This is a genomic window from Metabacillus rhizolycopersici, assembly GCF_020075705.1.
This window is the reverse complement of record NZ_JAIQUM010000018.1, coordinates 1-17,244: the sequence shown is the minus strand read 5'-3', so window position 1 is coordinate 17,244 and position 17,244 is coordinate 1. Positions and strand designations below refer to the sequence as shown.

Annotated in this window: 17 protein-coding genes and 1 riboswitch; of the genes, 10 read left to right on the top strand and 7 right to left on the bottom strand. The window is 34.4% G+C overall.

Features of this window, described 5'->3' with window-relative positions; genetic code table 11:
• Nucleotides 1–51 precede the first annotated feature (51 nt).
• Entirely contained in the window at nt 52–1,005 is a 954-nt protein-coding gene (locus K9V48_RS10385) for a 3'-5' exonuclease (protein WP_224138937.1), read from the bottom strand.
• 148 nt (nt 1,006–1,153) lie between these two features.
• On the opposite strand from K9V48_RS10385, the gene K9V48_RS10380 reads away from it, so the two are divergent.
• The 3 genes from K9V48_RS10380 (at nt 1,154) to K9V48_RS10370 (ending at nt 3,800) form a co-directional block, all read left to right on the top strand.
• On the top strand, nt 1,154–2,572 hold the full coding sequence (locus K9V48_RS10380; RefSeq protein ID WP_224138936.1) for a YcdB/YcdC domain-containing protein: 1,419 nt from the start codon (nt 1,154–1,156) through the stop codon (nt 2,570–2,572).
• Between the two features lie 125 nt (nt 2,573–2,697).
• Nucleotides 2,698–3,273 (top strand): chromate transporter, encoded by a 576-nt coding sequence (locus tag K9V48_RS10375; RefSeq protein ID WP_224138935.1) that lies wholly within the window; start codon nt 2,698–2,700, stop codon nt 3,271–3,273.
• Nucleotides 3,270–3,800 (top strand): chromate transporter, encoded by a 531-nt coding sequence (locus K9V48_RS10370; protein ID WP_224138934.1) that lies wholly within the window; start codon nt 3,270–3,272, stop codon nt 3,798–3,800. The genes K9V48_RS10375 and K9V48_RS10370 overlap by 4 nt, the downstream gene beginning before the upstream one ends.
• Before the next feature lie 323 nt (nt 3,801–4,123).
• Here K9V48_RS10370 and K9V48_RS10365 read toward each other — a convergent pair whose 3' ends face one another.
• The 4 genes from K9V48_RS10365 to K9V48_RS29050 all read right to left on the bottom strand — a co-directional run bounded on the left by K9V48_RS10365 (nt 4,124) and on the right by K9V48_RS29050 (nt 6,634).
• On the bottom strand, nt 4,124–4,405 hold the full coding sequence (locus tag K9V48_RS10365) for a hypothetical protein (protein ID WP_224138933.1): 282 nt from the start codon (nt 4,403–4,405) through the stop codon (nt 4,124–4,126).
• A gap of 516 nt (nt 4,406–4,921) precedes the next feature.
• A complete protein-coding gene (locus K9V48_RS10360) occupies nt 4,922–5,206 on the bottom strand; it encodes a hypothetical protein (protein ID WP_224138932.1) in 285 nt (94 codons plus the stop codon).
• A 330-nt stretch (nt 5,207–5,536) separates the two neighbouring features.
• Nucleotides 5,537–6,475: a magnesium transporter CorA family protein gene (locus K9V48_RS10355; RefSeq protein ID WP_224138931.1), complete on the bottom strand. Its 939-nt coding sequence runs from the start codon at nt 6,473–6,475 to the stop codon at nt 5,537–5,539.
• A gap of 30 nt (nt 6,476–6,505) precedes the next feature.
• Nucleotides 6,506–6,634 (bottom strand): hypothetical protein, encoded by a 129-nt coding sequence (locus K9V48_RS29050; protein WP_263432793.1) that lies wholly within the window; start codon nt 6,632–6,634, stop codon nt 6,506–6,508.
• A gap of 350 nt (nt 6,635–6,984) precedes the next feature.
• Nucleotides 6,985–7,027: riboswitch (PreQ1 riboswitch) on the top strand.
• Between the two features lie 69 nt (nt 7,028–7,096).
• Between K9V48_RS29050 and K9V48_RS10350 the strand changes: the two genes are divergently transcribed.
• The 3 genes from K9V48_RS10350 to K9V48_RS10340 all read left to right on the top strand — a co-directional run bounded on the left by K9V48_RS10350 (nt 7,097) and on the right by K9V48_RS10340 (nt 9,279).
• Entirely contained in the window at nt 7,097–7,636 is a 540-nt protein-coding gene (locus K9V48_RS10350) for a VUT family protein (RefSeq protein ID WP_224138930.1), read from the top strand.
• Nucleotides 7,637–7,840: 204 nt separating this feature from the next.
• A complete protein-coding gene (locus K9V48_RS10345; RefSeq protein ID WP_224138929.1) occupies nt 7,841–8,527 on the top strand; it encodes a GNAT family N-acetyltransferase in 687 nt (228 codons plus the stop codon).
• 236 nt (nt 8,528–8,763) lie between these two features.
• The gene (locus K9V48_RS10340; RefSeq protein WP_224138928.1) at nt 8,764–9,279 is read left to right on the top strand and encodes a DoxX family protein; all 516 of its coding nucleotides are present in this window, start codon (nt 8,764–8,766) and stop codon (nt 9,277–9,279) included.
• Between the two features lie 615 nt (nt 9,280–9,894).
• On the opposite strand, the gene K9V48_RS10335 is transcribed toward K9V48_RS10340, so the two are convergent.
• Complete coding sequence (locus K9V48_RS10335) at nt 9,895–10,602, bottom strand: PRC-barrel domain-containing protein (protein WP_224138927.1); 708 nt, start codon at nt 10,600–10,602, stop codon at nt 9,895–9,897.
• Nucleotides 10,603–11,153: 551 nt separating this feature from the next.
• Between K9V48_RS10335 and K9V48_RS10330 the strand changes: the two genes are divergently transcribed.
• A complete protein-coding gene (locus tag K9V48_RS10330; protein WP_224138926.1) occupies nt 11,154–12,113 on the top strand; it encodes an aldolase catalytic domain-containing protein in 960 nt (319 codons plus the stop codon).
• Nucleotides 12,114–12,409: 296 nt separating this feature from the next.
• Here the strand turns inward: K9V48_RS10330 and liaG are convergent, their stop codons facing one another.
• Nucleotides 12,410–13,264, bottom strand: coding sequence for a LiaG family protein (gene liaG / locus K9V48_RS10325; protein ID WP_224138925.1), 855 nt, complete (start codon nt 13,262–13,264; stop codon nt 12,410–12,412).
• A 296-nt stretch (nt 13,265–13,560) separates the two neighbouring features.
• On the opposite strand from liaG, the gene K9V48_RS10320 reads away from it, so the two are divergent.
• From K9V48_RS10320 to K9V48_RS10310, 3 genes are all read left to right on the top strand, one after another.
• Complete coding sequence (locus K9V48_RS10320; protein ID WP_224138924.1) at nt 13,561–15,102, top strand: N-acetylmuramoyl-L-alanine amidase; 1,542 nt, start codon at nt 13,561–13,563, stop codon at nt 15,100–15,102.
• Nucleotides 15,103–15,358: 256 nt separating this feature from the next.
• The gene (locus K9V48_RS10315) at nt 15,359–15,556 is read left to right on the top strand and encodes a hypothetical protein (RefSeq protein ID WP_224138923.1); all 198 of its coding nucleotides are present in this window, start codon (nt 15,359–15,361) and stop codon (nt 15,554–15,556) included.
• Nucleotides 15,557–15,921: 365 nt separating this feature from the next.
• Nucleotides 15,922–17,244 (top strand): SSO2105 N-terminal domain-containing protein (locus K9V48_RS10310; RefSeq protein ID WP_224138922.1); only part of this gene is annotated, 1,323 nt, incomplete at its 3' end.

Sequence of the window (17,244 nt, the reverse complement as noted above, 5' to 3'; positions counted from 1 at the left end):
AAGATAAGGGAGACTCAAATAATCGAAAAGTCGATATTTTGTGTTTCCCTTTTATTCGCTTGCTTTCAAACTTTTCTTCATAGCAAGCTGTTTTAATGGTTGGAACATGTATTCATCGAAAAGAATAATTTTAGAAGAATACGAGAAATGTTCATTATATGAAAATTGTAACTCGTGATAAAAAGTTACTAAAATGCTTGCTTGTAAAACATTCTCCTCAGAAAATAATCCAGAGCGATTAATTAGGACATTTTCATATTTTTCAACGATTCTTCTAACGGGTTTTAGTAATTTTTTAGCGTTTCTCATTCGAGATACTTCCCGTAATTGTCCAGTTATTAATGCCGCATCTTGTCTTATATAATTGTTCAAGTTCAAATTTATTTGATCCGTTTCGAGTGGGACTTCTTCTTCAAAAATGAATCGCTTTAGCATAATCAAATCGGATTGCACGGGCTCATTTAAAAAGCTTAAATAGATTCGTAAAGTGTTATAGGCATCATACATCGGGTTATGTTTTTCTCCGATAAATTCCATTCCATATAAAGTCAGTGCATCTTCAACAGAAATATTTCCCTTCGCCACTCTTTTATTAAAAATAGCTTGAAAATCAATGTAACGCTTTTTAATCTTATCAATGGTACGAAATGGAAGACCGTGTTTTTCTGCATCAATTTTCAATCGTGACAAATCGCTAGGAGACCAAGAAAAATAACGAGATTTTTTCACTCCACCAACCCATACTAGAAAATCATCAAAGACGACTTTAAAATCACTTGCATCAACTAAATTACTATCTTCTATCTGAGTTAATGATTTACAAAAATCTGATAGAGGCTCACGATTTTCAGGTCGGATAAATCGATCAAAATATGAAATGCTTTCTGTTTCAAGATCATATTTTACAGCGCCTAAACGAATGGCCTCCATATGTTCAAAAGCCATACCTTTGTCAGAACAGAGCATTTCAAAGTCAAAGAAGATAAATTGTTTTATTTCAGCCATTCATTTGCACCTCCCAGCAAGTAATTATATGTGGGAATACATAATTGGGAAAGGTCCAAATAATGTTAAACTAGATAATAGTGGATAAGAAACTTCAATCTCGAAGTGTAAGTGTAAGAGGTTAAATAGGAGAGTGGGTGAAAATGATATGTCAATAGACGAATTAAGAGTGATCGCATTGCAAATCGGACATGTAGATGATGAGTATGAAGCGGAGATTGAGGATTATAATCAAGATGCAGGGGTTGCCGTTTTCGCATGGAAGAAGAAAGAGAGCGAGGAGCTTGGAATTTGGATTGAGCTTGCTAATGATGGGAGTTTGCTGAATTTAAGTAGAGATGTATGGTCTACTAAAAAGGGATTTTCAAATTTTTCAGAGGAACAATTGAAAAAAAGAGCTTTAGAATTCGTAAATCATCACTATCCATATGCAGAAAATCAATTCACTCTTGAAAAATGGAATCAGCTCGAGGAAGGGACTTACAGGCTTTCGTATGTCTCGATGGCGCTTGAATTACCTCTTCCTTTTTCAGGTTTTTTCCTTACTATAGCCAAATCAGGAGAAATCACCGAATTTCGTTATTATGGAGAAGCTATAAATATCCAATACCCTGAAATGCTTGTTGAAAAAGAAGTGATAAAGGAGAAATTTTTGACAGAACTAAACATGGACTTGCAAATTACAGAAATCAGCAGTGAATTATATGTTGATGGTGATAGTCAGCTACATCTCGTATATGAGCCTTCACTTCCATTTTATTCTTATCCAGCTGATGGACATAGGGACGAGTATAGTGATGATGAAGAAGATGAAAGAAGTGAATCACTTGAATGTATTTTTCGTCCTAAAGAAAATCAAGAACAACTTAATGACTTAATAGGCTTTGATGAGCAATCGTTTGAAAAAATTCGTGAAGTAGATTTAGGAAATGTTACTGGAAGTGTCTGGAGGACAAAAGCTGGAAGCAGTGAGCTACAGGATGATTTAACAATAGATGGATTTTTCCATCGAAGAAATGATTACACTTTGAAATTGATGCATGACAATGAATCTGGTAATCTACATAGTATGTATTCATTTCTTAACCGAAAAGGGAATTTGTTGCTTGATTATTTGGAATGCAAAGAGTTGGCCCTTCAAATGTTATTTCATCTCTACCCTTTAGCAAATCAAATTTTCCGTTTAGTGGTAGCAAAAGAAGGTAATGAGGAAGGAAGCAACCATTTCCACTATGAGTTTCGTGTTTTTCATAAAGAGATACCGATTAGAGTTGGGGCAGCGATGATAAGTGTTAATCGGACAACTGGGAAGATTGATCATTATATGAGCCCAGGACTAGATCCCGAACTCTTAGTCAGCGTTAACACTCAGCCAGCAATCACAGAAGTCGAGACCAAAGAAATTTATCAACGTGCATTTACGATTAAGCTTGAATGGACGCAGGAATATTTAGAAAATCACGAATCACATTATACATTGACATATGTTCCGAGTTTTCCATTATTAGAAGGGGAAATAGCATTTATCGAGGCACAAACAGGTCAAAAAATATTGAAAAAGATATAGCGAGAAAGCGAAGTAGATAAAAAAGAACTATTGCAAAAGATCATATTGGTAAGGACATAAGAATGGATAATCGATGTTCACCATTCAGTAGTACTTTTGTAAAATATGTAGAAAAGGTTGATAGGATGAAACAGCTTCAATTATTTTTAGCATTCTTTCGGGTTGGGATGTTGGGCTATGGTGGTGGACCTTCGTCCATTCCGCTTGTACATAAGGAAGTCGTTGAAAAGTATAAATGGATGAATGATGATGAATTTGCAGACATCCTAGCTTTGGGAAATACATTACCGGGACCAATTGCAACAAAAATGGCGGGGTATATTGGGTACCGAGTAGCAGGGATTATCGGATTGATTAATGCAACACTTTCAACGATTCTCCCGACCATTATCTTAATGATTGTATTATTAACAACAATCTCTTCTATTAGAGAGTTACCATGGGTACAGGGGATGACTGCTGCAGTTGTACCGGTTGTTGGAGTGATGTTGGCTGTGTTAACATGGGATTTTTTTAAAAAATCAAAAGCATCTCTCGGATGGGGAAAGGCGATTATTTTGATTGCTTTAAGTTTTTCATTAATGGAAATAGCTGGATTACACCCTGCGATATTAATTATAGGTCTGCTGCTTGCTGCAATCTTAAAAAAGGATAAACCAGCAGAAGAAGTAGGGGAGACAAAAAGGGAGGATGCAACGTGATTTATTGGGAACTATTCTTAGCCTTTTTCATTCCAGGAATTTTAGGTTACGGAGGTGGTCCTGCTTCGATCCCTTTAATAGAAAATGAGGTTGTCGATCGATATGGTTGGATGAATCTAAATGAATTCAGTGAAGTATTAGCTCTAGGAAATGCACTTCCAGGCCCGATTGCAACAAAGATGGCTGGGTATATTGGCTATCAGCAAGCTGGTGTATTAGGAGGGTTTGTTGGGGTTTTTGCTACAGTCGCACCATCACTCATTTTAATGATTGCACTCTTAAGTTTTTTATATAAATACAAGGAATCACCAAAGGTAAAAAGAATGACAAATTTTATTAGACCAGTGATTGCAGTATTATTAGGGGTAATGGCATTTAATTTCTTTTTTACATCGTATAAAGATACGGGAACATGGCAAACGCTCATCTTAATAATTGTTAGTTTTTTCTTATTAGAAAAGTGGAAGGTCCATCCAGCTTTTGTTATTATCGGGGCAATGGGTTATGGAGCGTTATTTTTGTCTTAATCGGAAGCATTAGTAGGAACCATCGATGTCGCAGCTACATTTTAGTTGCGACATTTTTTATAATATCAAAATTTATAAGTTTAGGCTTCGAGAATTGTCCAGCGCAAGCGTCCTAGCCCCTCTTGGGTCTAAGTCACTCTTGAATTGAAGGTAAAAAACACTTTCTATTCAAGAGCGTCTTATTTGCCATTTTGCTGATCAAGGCGCTTGCGCTTTTCTTAATTAGCAAAATGGCATAAAAAAGGGCAGGAAGAGTAAACCTCAACCTATCCATATTGGAAATTTATAGAAAAATAAACCGTTCTTTTTTATAGATATAGCTCTTATAGTTGAACTCTCTTAATCATAAACTGGATTAAGTCGATATTGTTATCGATAAAGTTTAATCTTTCACGTGACGTAATTGTCCATTCGGAATTTTGATTCATCGCAGCAAAAAGATGTGTGAAATTGAACGTGTATCTTTTATAAAGCTCAGAAATCACATAACTTATTCTATTGTTACTATTTGCATCTTCTACAATCATTTCAACATCAGCTTTTAACCAGTTTGGGGCATTATCAATGGCTTTATTAACTAAAACTTCATATTCTTCGTTTGACATGTTGAATTCTCCTTCGACTAAAAAAATAGGTTGTTTAGCAAACTTACTGTCGTGTTATGCATTTTGTAACGAATGGAAACTATACATCATTATGATGTAAGGAATTGATAAGTTTATTGTACCAATTAAATACCGATCAATCAAAACAAATCGATTGTTTAGCACAACATTGGAAGCTAGTGCAAACGCTGCGGGTGCATGGCATATTTTTTATGGATTTTCCGAATGAAGGTATTTCTGGAAAATAGGAACGATGTGTGATAGGAAGATAAAAAGATAGATTACTACAGGAGAAGAGTAGTAATCTATTTTTCATGATGACGTCCTTGTTTTTATGTCCATTGCATTCTTAAGCAAAGGTGATGAAAGGGGATATAAGGAGGAGGATGCAAGTTTCGACCTGCCTACCATTCCTAATCCCTTTTCAGTTTGGAAATAATCCAACGATTATTATGTATGTAAATGAGTGAAATGCTCGTTAAGTATGAAGTGCATAAGGTTTTGTGTTAAATCTATTTACTGTTGCTGAATTTTCTTAATCATAAACTGGATTAAGTCGATATTGTTATCAATAAAGTTCAATCTTTCACGAGAGATAACAATCCACTCTGTATTATGCCCCATCGCTGCAAAAAGATGGGTAAAATTAAATGTATATTTTTCATGTAGTTCAGAAATTGCCTGACTTATTCTAATCCTACTGTTTGAATCTTTTACGATTGTTTCAATGTCCCATTTTAGCCACTCAGGGGCATTAGCGATGGCTTTATTAACTAAAATTTCATGATCAGCATTTGACATGTTTTTTCTCCTTTATTACTAAATTTTGGTTGACCTCGATATGGAATCAAATATAAATGATGAGCTGTTCCTAGTGGACATCGATTTGTATAAAGTAACACATAATTTCTTAGACACGTTTATTGTATCAATTTCGTTTCTAGTAATCAAAAAATTCATTTTGTGCTCCTGTAGAAAACACATTTTATTGGCTTCAATTGTAAGACAAACTTCTTTTATCCCATTTTTAAAGGAAGTAAAACCCCAGCTCGGAGATTCATGGGAAACAAGAAAACGCCATTCGACTTAGAATGACGTACAAAAATTTGCTCAATGATGATTTTTAGATTTTTAAAAGAACCTCTTTTTCCAGAAGATGATTGCGGTAATACTTGATAATATAAAAGAGATGATGATGGCAATTAGGAATGAATATGGATAGTCTTGAAATGGAATGGGAACATTCATTCCATAAAAGCTTGCAACCATTGTCGGTAAAGCCATAATAATTGTAATGGAGGTTAAAAACTTCATCACAATGTTTACATTATTTGAAATGACAGATGCAAAGGCATCCATCATACCACTTAATATTGATGTATGTGTTTCCGCCATTTCGATGGCTTGTTGATTTTCGATAATAACATCCTCTAGCAAGTCCTGGTCATCTTCATACATTTTTAAATAATTACTTTTTAACATTTTCTGCATCACAATATTGTTCGATTTTAACGAAGTAGTGAAATAAACTAAGCTTTTTTCTAAATTCAACAAGGAAAATAGCTCTTTATTTTTCATTGATTGATGTAGTTCCTTCTCGATGGTATCTGTCTGCTTACTAATTTGCTTTAGGTATTTGAGGAAAGTAGTTGCCATCAAATAGAGAATTTGCAGTGAAAATCTTGTTTTCTTGTATGTGAAAAATTGTTTTACTTTATTTTGGACAAATAAGTGAAAAATAGGATTATCCTTTAAACATACCGTTATAAAGCAATTGTTCGTGATAACCATCCCTAATGGAATCGTATCATAAATGGGGATGTCATTTTCATCCTTCGTTACTAAAGGTATATTGACAATGATGAGAATATTGTCATCGTCCTTTTCAATTCTTGACCGTTCCTCTTCGTCTAACGGGTCCTTTAAAAAGTCCAAAGGAATTTGCAATTTATCGGCTACTTCGTGAATTTCTTGTTCTGTTGGAGATACTAAGTTAACCCAGCAACCGTTGCTAATGTCCGTTGTTTCTTGAAGTATTCCATTCTCATTCGTTAAATAAATTTTTTTCATAATAAATACCTCCTCATGTTTAGGAGGAAATCAAAAGTAGGCCGGCCATACATAAAGAGTTGAATTTTTATCAGTATTCAACCTTAAGAGGATTGGTTTGATAATGACTTCCTCTTTGATCGATCCGGGTTCTGGTTCGTTGGTACTTCCACTACTCATAAAAGCTCAACTCCTTACCATCAAATAACTCAAAGTACTTCCATATCATACTCTGCACGCCCGGTATTGTAAACTTAGTTTTTACTATTAACCTTTAGGAAAACCAAAAATAGTTCACTTTTGTTGTTTAAAGGGTTCTTAACCATTGATGTTGCATGTTTATAAAAAACAATAATAGAACAGCACATCAGATACACCCAAAAATTCTTGGACTATGGATAAGCGCACGAAATCCAGCTTCAGTTCTTTTGTTCAAATGTTTTCAAAATTGCCCTAAATCATTCATTCGAATAGCAATTTGTCGAAAAATGAGGTATTATTACGCTAGTAAATGATAATATCCGCTATAAGCGGTAGAGGTTCTAGCTACCCTCTTTAAAAAACTAAGGTGAAGCAACACTTCTCTTTGGTGTTGTTTTTTATTTTTGTGGCTTAATTCAAAGATTAAGGTGAGAGGTAAAGATGAGAATAGTATTATATTTAGTTTCAATTATTTTAGCAAACGTCATAACTGCTGCATTCGCGCCGTTAAAATTTTGGGTTTTTATTGTCCCAATGGGTACATTATTAATTGGTGCAACCTTTATTTTTCGTGATCTTGTCCAAAACAAATACGGTAGAAAAAAGACGTATTTGTTAATTGGAATAGCGTTACTGCTTTCTGCGGTCGTTTCCTTTTTATTAGGCGATACATTAATCATTGTTTTTGCCTCGGCTATTTCATTTCTATTAGCTGAAACGACTGATACTGAGATCTATTCACGTCTAAAATTGCCGATGAGTTTGAGAGTTTTCTATAGTGGTTTAGTAGGCGGATTTTTAGATTCTGTTGTGTTTGTTATTATTGGCTTAAGTCCAATCGGTGCAAATTTCTTACCATGGGAAGCCGTTCCGGCAGCAATCATTGGGCAATTGGTAGTGAAGACGGTTATACAGGGACTTGGGGCGATTGTGCTACATCGAGTTCATGATGTTTTAGATAAAAAGGTAAGTATGAACTGAAATAAGAAGTATGCTGCTATAATCCAAAGACGTAGTTACCATGAAAATAATGGTTTCGTTTTGATGGGCACATTATTCAAATAGAAGGATAGATAACGGGACGAATTTAATCTTTCGTCTTTTTTTCGGTTTTAGCATTGTTAAATCGATGATTAAGAGTATGTGTTATTTTTGATAAACATTAAATCAAAGGGTGGTGCGTTTATGACAATTAGATGGGGAGAAATAACAGATGACCATTTAAGCAACCTAGAAAATGCTTTGAAATTATATGATCAGACATTTCCAATTGAAGTGCGAGAGTCCCATGAAGTATTCATGCAAGGGCTTCATTATGCGAAAAGTAGCTTTCCGAATAATTTTCACTTTTTAGTTGGTTTTGAAAAAGACGAGCTTGTTTCTTTTGCAACAGCTCATTATTTAGCTGAAGTAAATTCAGGGTTTATTGTTTACTTAGTAACAAACCCTAGCATGAGAAGGATGGGAGTAGGAGAAAAAACTTTAGTGGAATTAGAAAGTTTATTAAACGAAGATGCAATTTTAGCAGGGAATGACTCGTTGAGAACGATCATCTTGGAAACAGAAACAGAAGAAATGGTACATTCAGAAGCAGAAAAAGCAGATTGTATCAAAAGAAAGCAATTCTATGAAAGAAATGGTTATAAACAATACGGTGGAATTGCTTACGTTCAGCCACCATTACATGATGTGGCGGGGAGTGTTCCATTAAATCTTTTTCTCAAAGATTTTCAAAAAGATGAACAGACGCAGGAGGAAATCAAAGGTATTATTCGCGCTATGTACCAAGAGAAATATTACAAAGTAAATAGAATTGAGAAAAAGGTCCTTAAGCATTGTTTTATAAAAATGGGCATGGATTTTATCCTGTAACTGCCCACATTCGGTAGATCATTTTCGAAGTGGCAGGCACCTTCGTATGACAACTCCTTGAACATCTTGAAAATCTATTGCAATCACCTTTAAAAAGGAGTACATTAAGAGTGTAAAGTGTATGTGAAATAATTCACAAGTTATATCGCAACATTATAAACCGAAATTAATCATATTTTTTTAATTTAACTTGTGAAATAATTCACAAATAAAAAGACTAAAGGAGCTGAGCTATTATGAAATGGTGGGAAAACGAAAAAGTAAGTGTAGTTTGGACAGTCTTACGAATTTGGTTAGGAATTCAGTGGATTGGGGGAGGTTGGCATAAAGTTCAAGGTGGATTTGATGCTAGTGGATTTTTACAAGGAGCATTGGCAAAAGCGACAGGTGAAACTCCGACAGTTCAAGCTTGGTATGGGACTTTCTTAGAGAGCTTCGCTTTACCAAATGTAAATATCTTTAACATCCTTATCCCGTGGGGAGAATTGCTAGTTGGTATTGGATTAATCGTAGGAATTGCAACCGTCCCAGCATTACTAGCAGCAGCGTTTATGAATTTAAACTTCCTATTAGCGGGTACAATAAGCACTAATCCAATCCTTTTCACAGCAGCAATCATATTATTATTCGTAGGAAAAGGAGCTTACATTTGGGGTGGAGATCGCTTTATCATACCGTTTGTAAAAGAACATTTTTTACAAAAACAGCAACAACTTGGGCAGAAGAAAAATGAGAAAGCAATCGCAAATTAATGACAATCAATAGATAAAAGGACGAATCTAGTAAAATATACTAGGTCCGTCCTTTTTATGTTATGAAATGTTTGTGATGGTGTAGACTTGCTTTATTCATTGATAAATAATACTTATTATTGATTACTTTGAAAATTCTACCCTACATAGTAGGAAAAGAAATAAGATTTGAGAAGGAATATTGAGGGAATCTATTACATCTATCAATTTTAGGCAAGAGTACCCCTCCCTTCTTCAAGGAATGAGTAGGGAGGGGTACTCTTGCCTTTTTACGTAGTGAAACATTTGTTTTCATGGTATAATATTCCTGTACAGATTGTTCATTGATAACCGAACATATGAGGGTGTTACGAGAAAGGTTTCGTACCGTAAAATGTTCAAGCTAAAAATAACAGCGAGGCAGACAATTGTGTGAAACCAAATAATCTGTAAAAGAAGTCCCAACGGCAAGACCAATGGGATAGAGGGGTTGGGTGTTTATCGCACACCATTGTGTCAACTCCACTAACGTTAAGCGTTCAGAAATGTTCGATACGTTAGAAACCCCCACTTCAAATTTTCGTTAGAAAATTAAGTGGCGGGAGTACTCATATTTAATTCAAAATAAAGTACTGATTATTCCTTTAAATCCAACGAAATTTCAATAGATACTTTTGCCTTTTCATTTTTAAGAGTTGAGATGTCTTCATTGTTTAAAATTCTACCTTTTTCAAATAATAATTCGCCATTCTTACTAAATATATCTTTGGAAAGAGGGTTTGCTTTTAAAAGTTCAATTAATTTTGCTGTTAATGCAGCTTTCTTATCTGTTGGACTCTCGTGTTTTGCACTCGTTTTTATTATTTGTTCGCTTATTTCTTGTAAAGAATCATTTATAATAACACGCTCTTTACCAAAAGATAAAACATTTTCGATAGGGAAAAATAGTTCTTTGTTTTCCGAATTAATAAGTAATGTATCTAATTGACCAGTTTCATCACTGAAAAAATAGTCTGAAATTTTACCTAAAAGATCACCTTTTCTCGTTAAAACTTGTGAATCAATTAAATGAACTTGTTTATTTATCAATTGATTGATAAAAGGAATCTCATTTAGGTCAATAACAGAATTACTCTGTTCAACCATTACCGCGGATTCTCCAATTCCAATGATCTTTTTAAAAGGAATTGCTTTTACACTTACTTGCCAATTTTTTTGTTCCACTGTAAAAAAATCGACGGAAAATTTTTCGGGATTTATGATCAAACCTTTGACTTTTCCAAGCTGCTCTCCATCGTAAATACTAATTATGGGAAGTTCTAATACTTCCTTGCTTTTTTTCATTACTCAGCACTCCTGTTCCAAAATTTCGTACTATTAAGTTTGTCATTGTTTGCACATTAACGTTTAAATTGGTGTCATACCATTTGTTTATTTAATTTGGTTTATCCTAGATTAATTGGCATTCATACCTCATAGTTGATAGCCTCAATTTTATTCTTTTAAGACATATTAAAATTCATCTTGAATAACTAAACGTATTTCCCATGGCATCTTTTATATACTTATATGTATTTTATGGCTGGGTGTGACTGCTGAACGAAGGTGAAAAGATAACAATTTGAACTGATGAAAGATATTAATTTCTGAAGATAATTTCGGATTGCAGTGAACGGCTGTCACAGCATTTTCTTAATTAAGAAAATGAAAATTAAAGGGGGGATTAGTAGGAGTGATTTAAGGCTAAAATAATATTATTTGTTTCCTTTTGGAAAATAGATTGACACATGTAAATGAGTCGTGTTTAAATCATTATATATATTTTAATGCATAAAAGCATAAAAGCGAAAAAGCGAAAAAAGTAACTGTGAGATAAACAGGAGGAAGTGACGACCATGGAAAAACGTAGCAATATTATAGACTGTACAATCCGTGATGGCGGGTTGGTTAATAATTGGGATTTTAGTGTCGAATTTGTTCAAGACTTGTATAACGGTCTTAGTGAAGCTGGTGTTGAATATATGGAGATTGGTTATAAAAATTCACCTAAGCTTCTTAAAGCAACCGAGCCCAATCCATGGAGATTTCTTGACGATAACTTCTTGAAGGAAATTATCCCTGAGAAAAAGTTCACGAAGCTGTCCGCTCTAGTAGATATTGGGCGCGTAGACCCAAATGACATTCTACCACGAGAGCAAAGTGTTTTAGATATGATTCGAGTAGCATGCTATATTCGTGAAGTGGACAAAGGTCTTGAGCTTGTACAAATGTTCCATGATTTAGGCTATGAGACTTCACTTAACATTATGGCTTTATCAAGTGTACCTGAACAACAGCTTATTGAAGCGTTTGAATTAGTAAAAGCAAGTCCAGTTAATGTTGTCTATATCGTTGACTCCTTTGGAAGCCTAGATCCATCGGATATTGAACATCAAGTGAAAAAGTTTAAAGAGATGCTTCCTAATAAACAGCTTGGCATTCATACCCATAACAACATGCAGCTAGCATTCGCCAATACATTACGTGCGATGCAAAATGGAGTAAGTTTCCTTGATTCGTCTGTTTATGGAATGGGCCGTGCCGCTGGAAACTGTCATACAGAGCTTCTCGTTAGCTACATAAAAAAACCAAGCTATGAGATTAAGCCAGTTCTTAGAGTAATTGAGGAGCACATGCTAGAAATGCGACAACAGTGGGAATGGGGCTATATCATTCCTTACATGATCTCAGGCGCACTTAATGAACATCCACGTGTTGCAATGGCATACCGTGATAGCGACGATCGTGACAAATTCGTAGATTTCTACGACAAGGTGACTTCACCGGAATCCCTTCCTGCTCGGGCGTCAAAGTAGGTTAAATTATCAAAGTACCTCATGGATAATGTGCTTTTTAATCTATTCTAAACAGTCAGAAAAACCACCACCTTGTGAATCAAGAGGTGGTGGTTAAAAACTGACCGTAAGTTGTTGATGAAGAACCCCCTATATAATGGCTAGCAAGATCTAGTAAATCGATTATATGAAGAGTGAATTTCTCTTTAAAAAGCTAAAATGATTAACTTTTATTTGAGGGAAGTCCATTATGAAAAAATCAATACCTAGATGATTAGAACATTGTCTACTCATCTAGGTATTTTAGATAAGGTAGTTCAATTTACTTCAATCTTTCCACTGTGTACATCTAAATTGATGTTATGTTCACCTGAACCGTGAATTCCTTCGATATTATGTTTGTCTCGTTTTGAATCTATTAGCGGAAAATCAGTCGTGATTGCGCCGCTACCTATTTTCCCATTCAATGCAAAGTTTGCATCTTGAGGTAAATCAAGTATTGCATAACCAGAATTCACTTCAAGATCGATATCATCTGTTACATTTTCTATTTGCAGCTTTAGTCTTCCAGATGATAATGTGGCTTTTATGTCACCAGAGTATTTCCTCACATCCATATTTCCAGAGCTCATATTAATTGATCCCGTTTTTGTCGTTAGCGATTCAATTGTTACATTTCCTGATGAGCCATCTTGTTCAAAATGATTCGTCGATAAATGACTTAATTGAACGTTTCCAGAGCTCATATTTAGTGAAAAGTTATCGATTTGCATCGGATGATTTTTTGATTGACCAGAAAAATGTAGGCTTCCAGAGCCACTATCGATTGCCAAATCTCGATTGTAATCTTCTGGGATATAGATCGTTAAGTCATTTTTCTTAAAAAATGAAAAAATATTGAACCAATTTTTAGATGTAAATTGAACCTCGATCTTATTTCCGCTTTCTTCAACAGTCACTTTTCCCTTACCATTGTACTCTGTACTTATATTGTTTTGATTTACAGGAATAATCGTTGTACTTACTCCAGAAACATCAATTTCAATCATGTCAATTTTATCCGTAACTTTAACTTGGCTGTTTTTCTCTCCAAATGATAACCAAGAAGTGTTAGTTATAATGAGTACAAAAACACCAATAATAAAAAATAAGATGATAAAGAGTTTTTTCAATGAAATACCTACTTTCTTAAATTGTGTATTTAGTGGTAGGTTCATTTTATGTAAAAAGTAAAAATCATACAACGAACGTAAGAATTATTTCCATCTAAGGCTAGAGGCGTATCTAAATAAATGTTTTTTCAATTTCTTCGCAATTTTAATGATGTGGTAATTGAATAACTTGAATCGCATTTTTTCGTTTTTAAGCATAGACTACAAATGGTAAAAGTGGGTTGTGTCCAAACGAATTGCTAAATTCTCAATACAATATGAATGAAATATCATATAAAGAGAATGGAGGAAATGTAATGGTGAAAATTTATTTAGATCCAGGTCATGGTGGTGCAGATCCAGGTGCTGTCGGTCAAGGAATAAAAGAGAAGGATATTGTGTTGGATATTGCTCTTAAAATGAGAACAATTTTACTCAATGATTATGAAAATATAGAAGTAAGAATGAGTCGTTCAAACGATTCTACTAGAAGCTTAAGTCAGCGGTCAAGTGATGCCAATTCTTGGGGAGCCAATTATTTCTTATCGCTTCATTGTAATGCTGCTAATGGTTCTGCACAAGGGTATGAAGATTATATTCATTATAGTCAATCTAGCTCTTCAAATTCAGCAAAATATCAAAATCTGATCCATTCAGAAGTGAGCAAAGTCAACGAACTGCAAAATCGTGGAAAGAAAAAGGCGAATTTCCATGTTTTACGTGCAACAGCGATGCCTTCCATCTTAACGGAAAATGGATTTATTGATAATAGTCATGATGCGTCCTTGATGAAAGAGTCTTCATGGCGTCAAAAAGTAGCACAAGGTCATGTAAATGGTTTAGCCAAAGCATTTAATTTAAAACGTAAATCAGCAGGTGTTTCTGATAAATCAGGAACAAAAGGTGGTTCAAGTAATTCAGGTAATGCAAGTAATTCAAGTACTACGAGTAATTCTACTTCATATAAAATCATCGCTGGCTCATTCAAGTCAAAGGAAAATGCAGTCGAACGTATCACTTATTTACGTTCAAAAGGAATAGAGTCGTTTGTTAATACGTCTACTGTCTCAGGAGATACTTTTTATCGTGTCCAAGCTGGTGCCTTTTCAAGTCGGGAAAATGCAGAGAAACAACTAACAGTGATAAAAAATGCAGGTATCAACGATGCATTCATTTTAACTGAAAACATAGATGCAAAACAGAGGGAGGTCCCCTCGCGAACGAAAGAGACAAATTCAAATCAATCCAAGCCAGTTAACGAGAATAAACCTAATCAAAATGACGAAACAATTCCTGTAGAAAATACAAATGCTGATCAAGCTAACACTTCAGAATATTCGATTCTAGGTCCAACTTATTTATCGCCTGAAGACATGAACCGGTTCGTCAAGCAAATAAATCCAAATGCAATCGAGCTAGGGTATTATTATTCGACATATGGAGAGTACTACGGAATTAGAGGTGACATTGCGTTTGCTCAAGCGATGAATGAAACAAATTTTCTTAGATTTACAGGAGACGTAAAAGCAGAACAAAACAATTTTAGTGGGCTAGGAGCAACAGGTTCTAATAATCCGGGAGCAAGCTTTGAAACTCCAAGTGACGGTGTACTCGCCCATCTTCAACATTTATTCGCTTATGCTTCTACTAAGCCATTGCCAAATAAATATCCATTACTCGATCCACGATTCAATCTTGTAAATAGAGGAATAGCTACAACATGGGTTGGATTAAATGGAAAATGGGCCGTACCAGGCACAACTTACGGACAATTGATTCTTGATATTTATCAACGAAATATTAAGACAACAATGCAAAATTTAGAAGAAATCCTTGAGGAGATCAAGTCTAATAAGTAACGGAAAGTACACCTTAAGTTATTCAAGGAGTAAATCGTGTAAAGCATCATTATTTTGATAATAGTGATGCTTTTTAATTGTCTTACGAGGTGGATTATATATTGTGTAAACAAAGAGTGATTTTTCATTGGAGTAAATGTTTAAAAGGAGAAGAGTTTGTTGAGAAAAAATTCCATTTGTCTTATAATTTATTGATTAATAAATAAAGAATGAAAGACATAAAAGAATGCTCATCCATTTTGGCAGTATCACGTGGATGGTATCGATTATTCTGATAGGTATCCAAACTGCATTAGGACGCACTGTTTTTGAACTATCACCAATACCAATTTTAACAGGATGGTTGTTATTTTTGTGGCTAGGTTCAGTAGTAGTTGCTAGTGTGTTTTTTATTAGGGATAAGAGTCAAGCGAATTTACAGATTAATCATGTCCAAACTGAGAAAGTTGAGTAAACTGTATTAGAATTTCATAATCTTTCAACAAGAGCTTAGAAAACTTTCTAAGCTCTTTTATGAGTCTAATACCAACCCCAAATCACAAAATAGTCAAAAAGCAAGATTGTTTTAAAAGTCGATGTTAAATTACTCTGAGAGAGATAAAAGATTGGATATTTATGTTAAAGTGATGATGGAGATTATGGTGGTACAACAGTTAATTAAAAAATATAACAAATAGTAACATTTAATAATAAAACGCGCTGTTTTATTGTTTTTTATATTAACAATTTTTTCTTCATTTTTATTGAATTATTTTATGGATTTTTATAAGATAAAAACATATACAAACATCAGTTCTGTTTGAAGAAGGTGCATCTCTCATGGCAAAGAAAAAAAGCTCTTTAACGTTTACATATATCGGTGTAATGGAAAAATCCGATGATGTTGAAACGATTATGTTGGATGAAATCATGCGTAAGTTTCAATCTGGTAAACGTTACCTACGTGAACGAATTTTTGAAGGCAAAAATCGAAAAGAAGCTGTAGACATGGCAAAACCTTTATTTATCAATAATTCACGTTACATGAGAGATGCGTTTCTTGAAGCAGAAGCATCGATTTCTTCTCAAAAAGAATTGTTACCTACTTACATACAACAAAATCAATCGAAAATAGCTACATTAAATGAACAAATTAATAAATTGGCCAATTCTAAAAAGAGGAATAAGGATGAAAAAATTAAGTATAAGCAGTCGAGATTAAAAAAACTTACGAAACAAAATAATTATTATCAATACCACCTTGATAATGGGACAGTTCCCAAAATGGTTGATGGGTCTAAACAGATGTTTAAGGAGTTAGTACATAAAAAAATAACAAAAGAAGAATGGCGCGACGCCAGAAGCAATGCGGTTTATTCCCGTGGAGAAAAATCCAAAGGCGGGAACGAAAACATTAAATTGTCTTACCTAGGAGAAAACCTCTTCGAAATGCGGGTATTAAATCCTTTTAGTGACAAAAGAGGCGATCGATTATCTTTTGTGGTTTATTTTCCTGATAAATTTGTGTTTTCTATGGCTTTTTATTTAGAAACAGGCAAATCTTATTCCGTTCGTATTTTACGAAGAAAGGATAAGTACGAGGTACATTTTGCAATTGAAGAAGAAAACTCATGTGAACCTACCTTTGAAAAAGGAATCGCTGGATTAGATGTGAATCCTACTAACCTCTCCGTTACGATTGTTTATCCGAATGGTAATTTTAGAGTTTCCAAAGTATTTTGGATGCATGATCTTACTACCGTTTCTGCAGACAAACGTGATTGGATCATTCAACAAACGGTAGTAGAGATGCTAATGTGGGTGAAATCATTTGGCGTAGATACGTTATCTATGGAAGAATTAAAGTTCTTGCAACAAAATAAGAACGCTTCATTTAATCGAATGGCAAGCAATTTCTCTTACAGTAATATAACAAAAACACTTATTTCTACTTGTTTTAAAGAAAATATCGCGCTCATACAAGTGAAGCCCTATTATTCGAGTTTCATCGGTAAAATGAAGTACCAACAAACCTATGGCTTGTCCATACACCAATCTGCTGCTTTTGTATTAGCCCGAAGAGGGTTGGGTTTTGAAGAAAAAATACCGAAAGAATTGTTGTCAGTCCTTTTTGCAAAGGAAGCAAAAAAGGGACAACCTCTT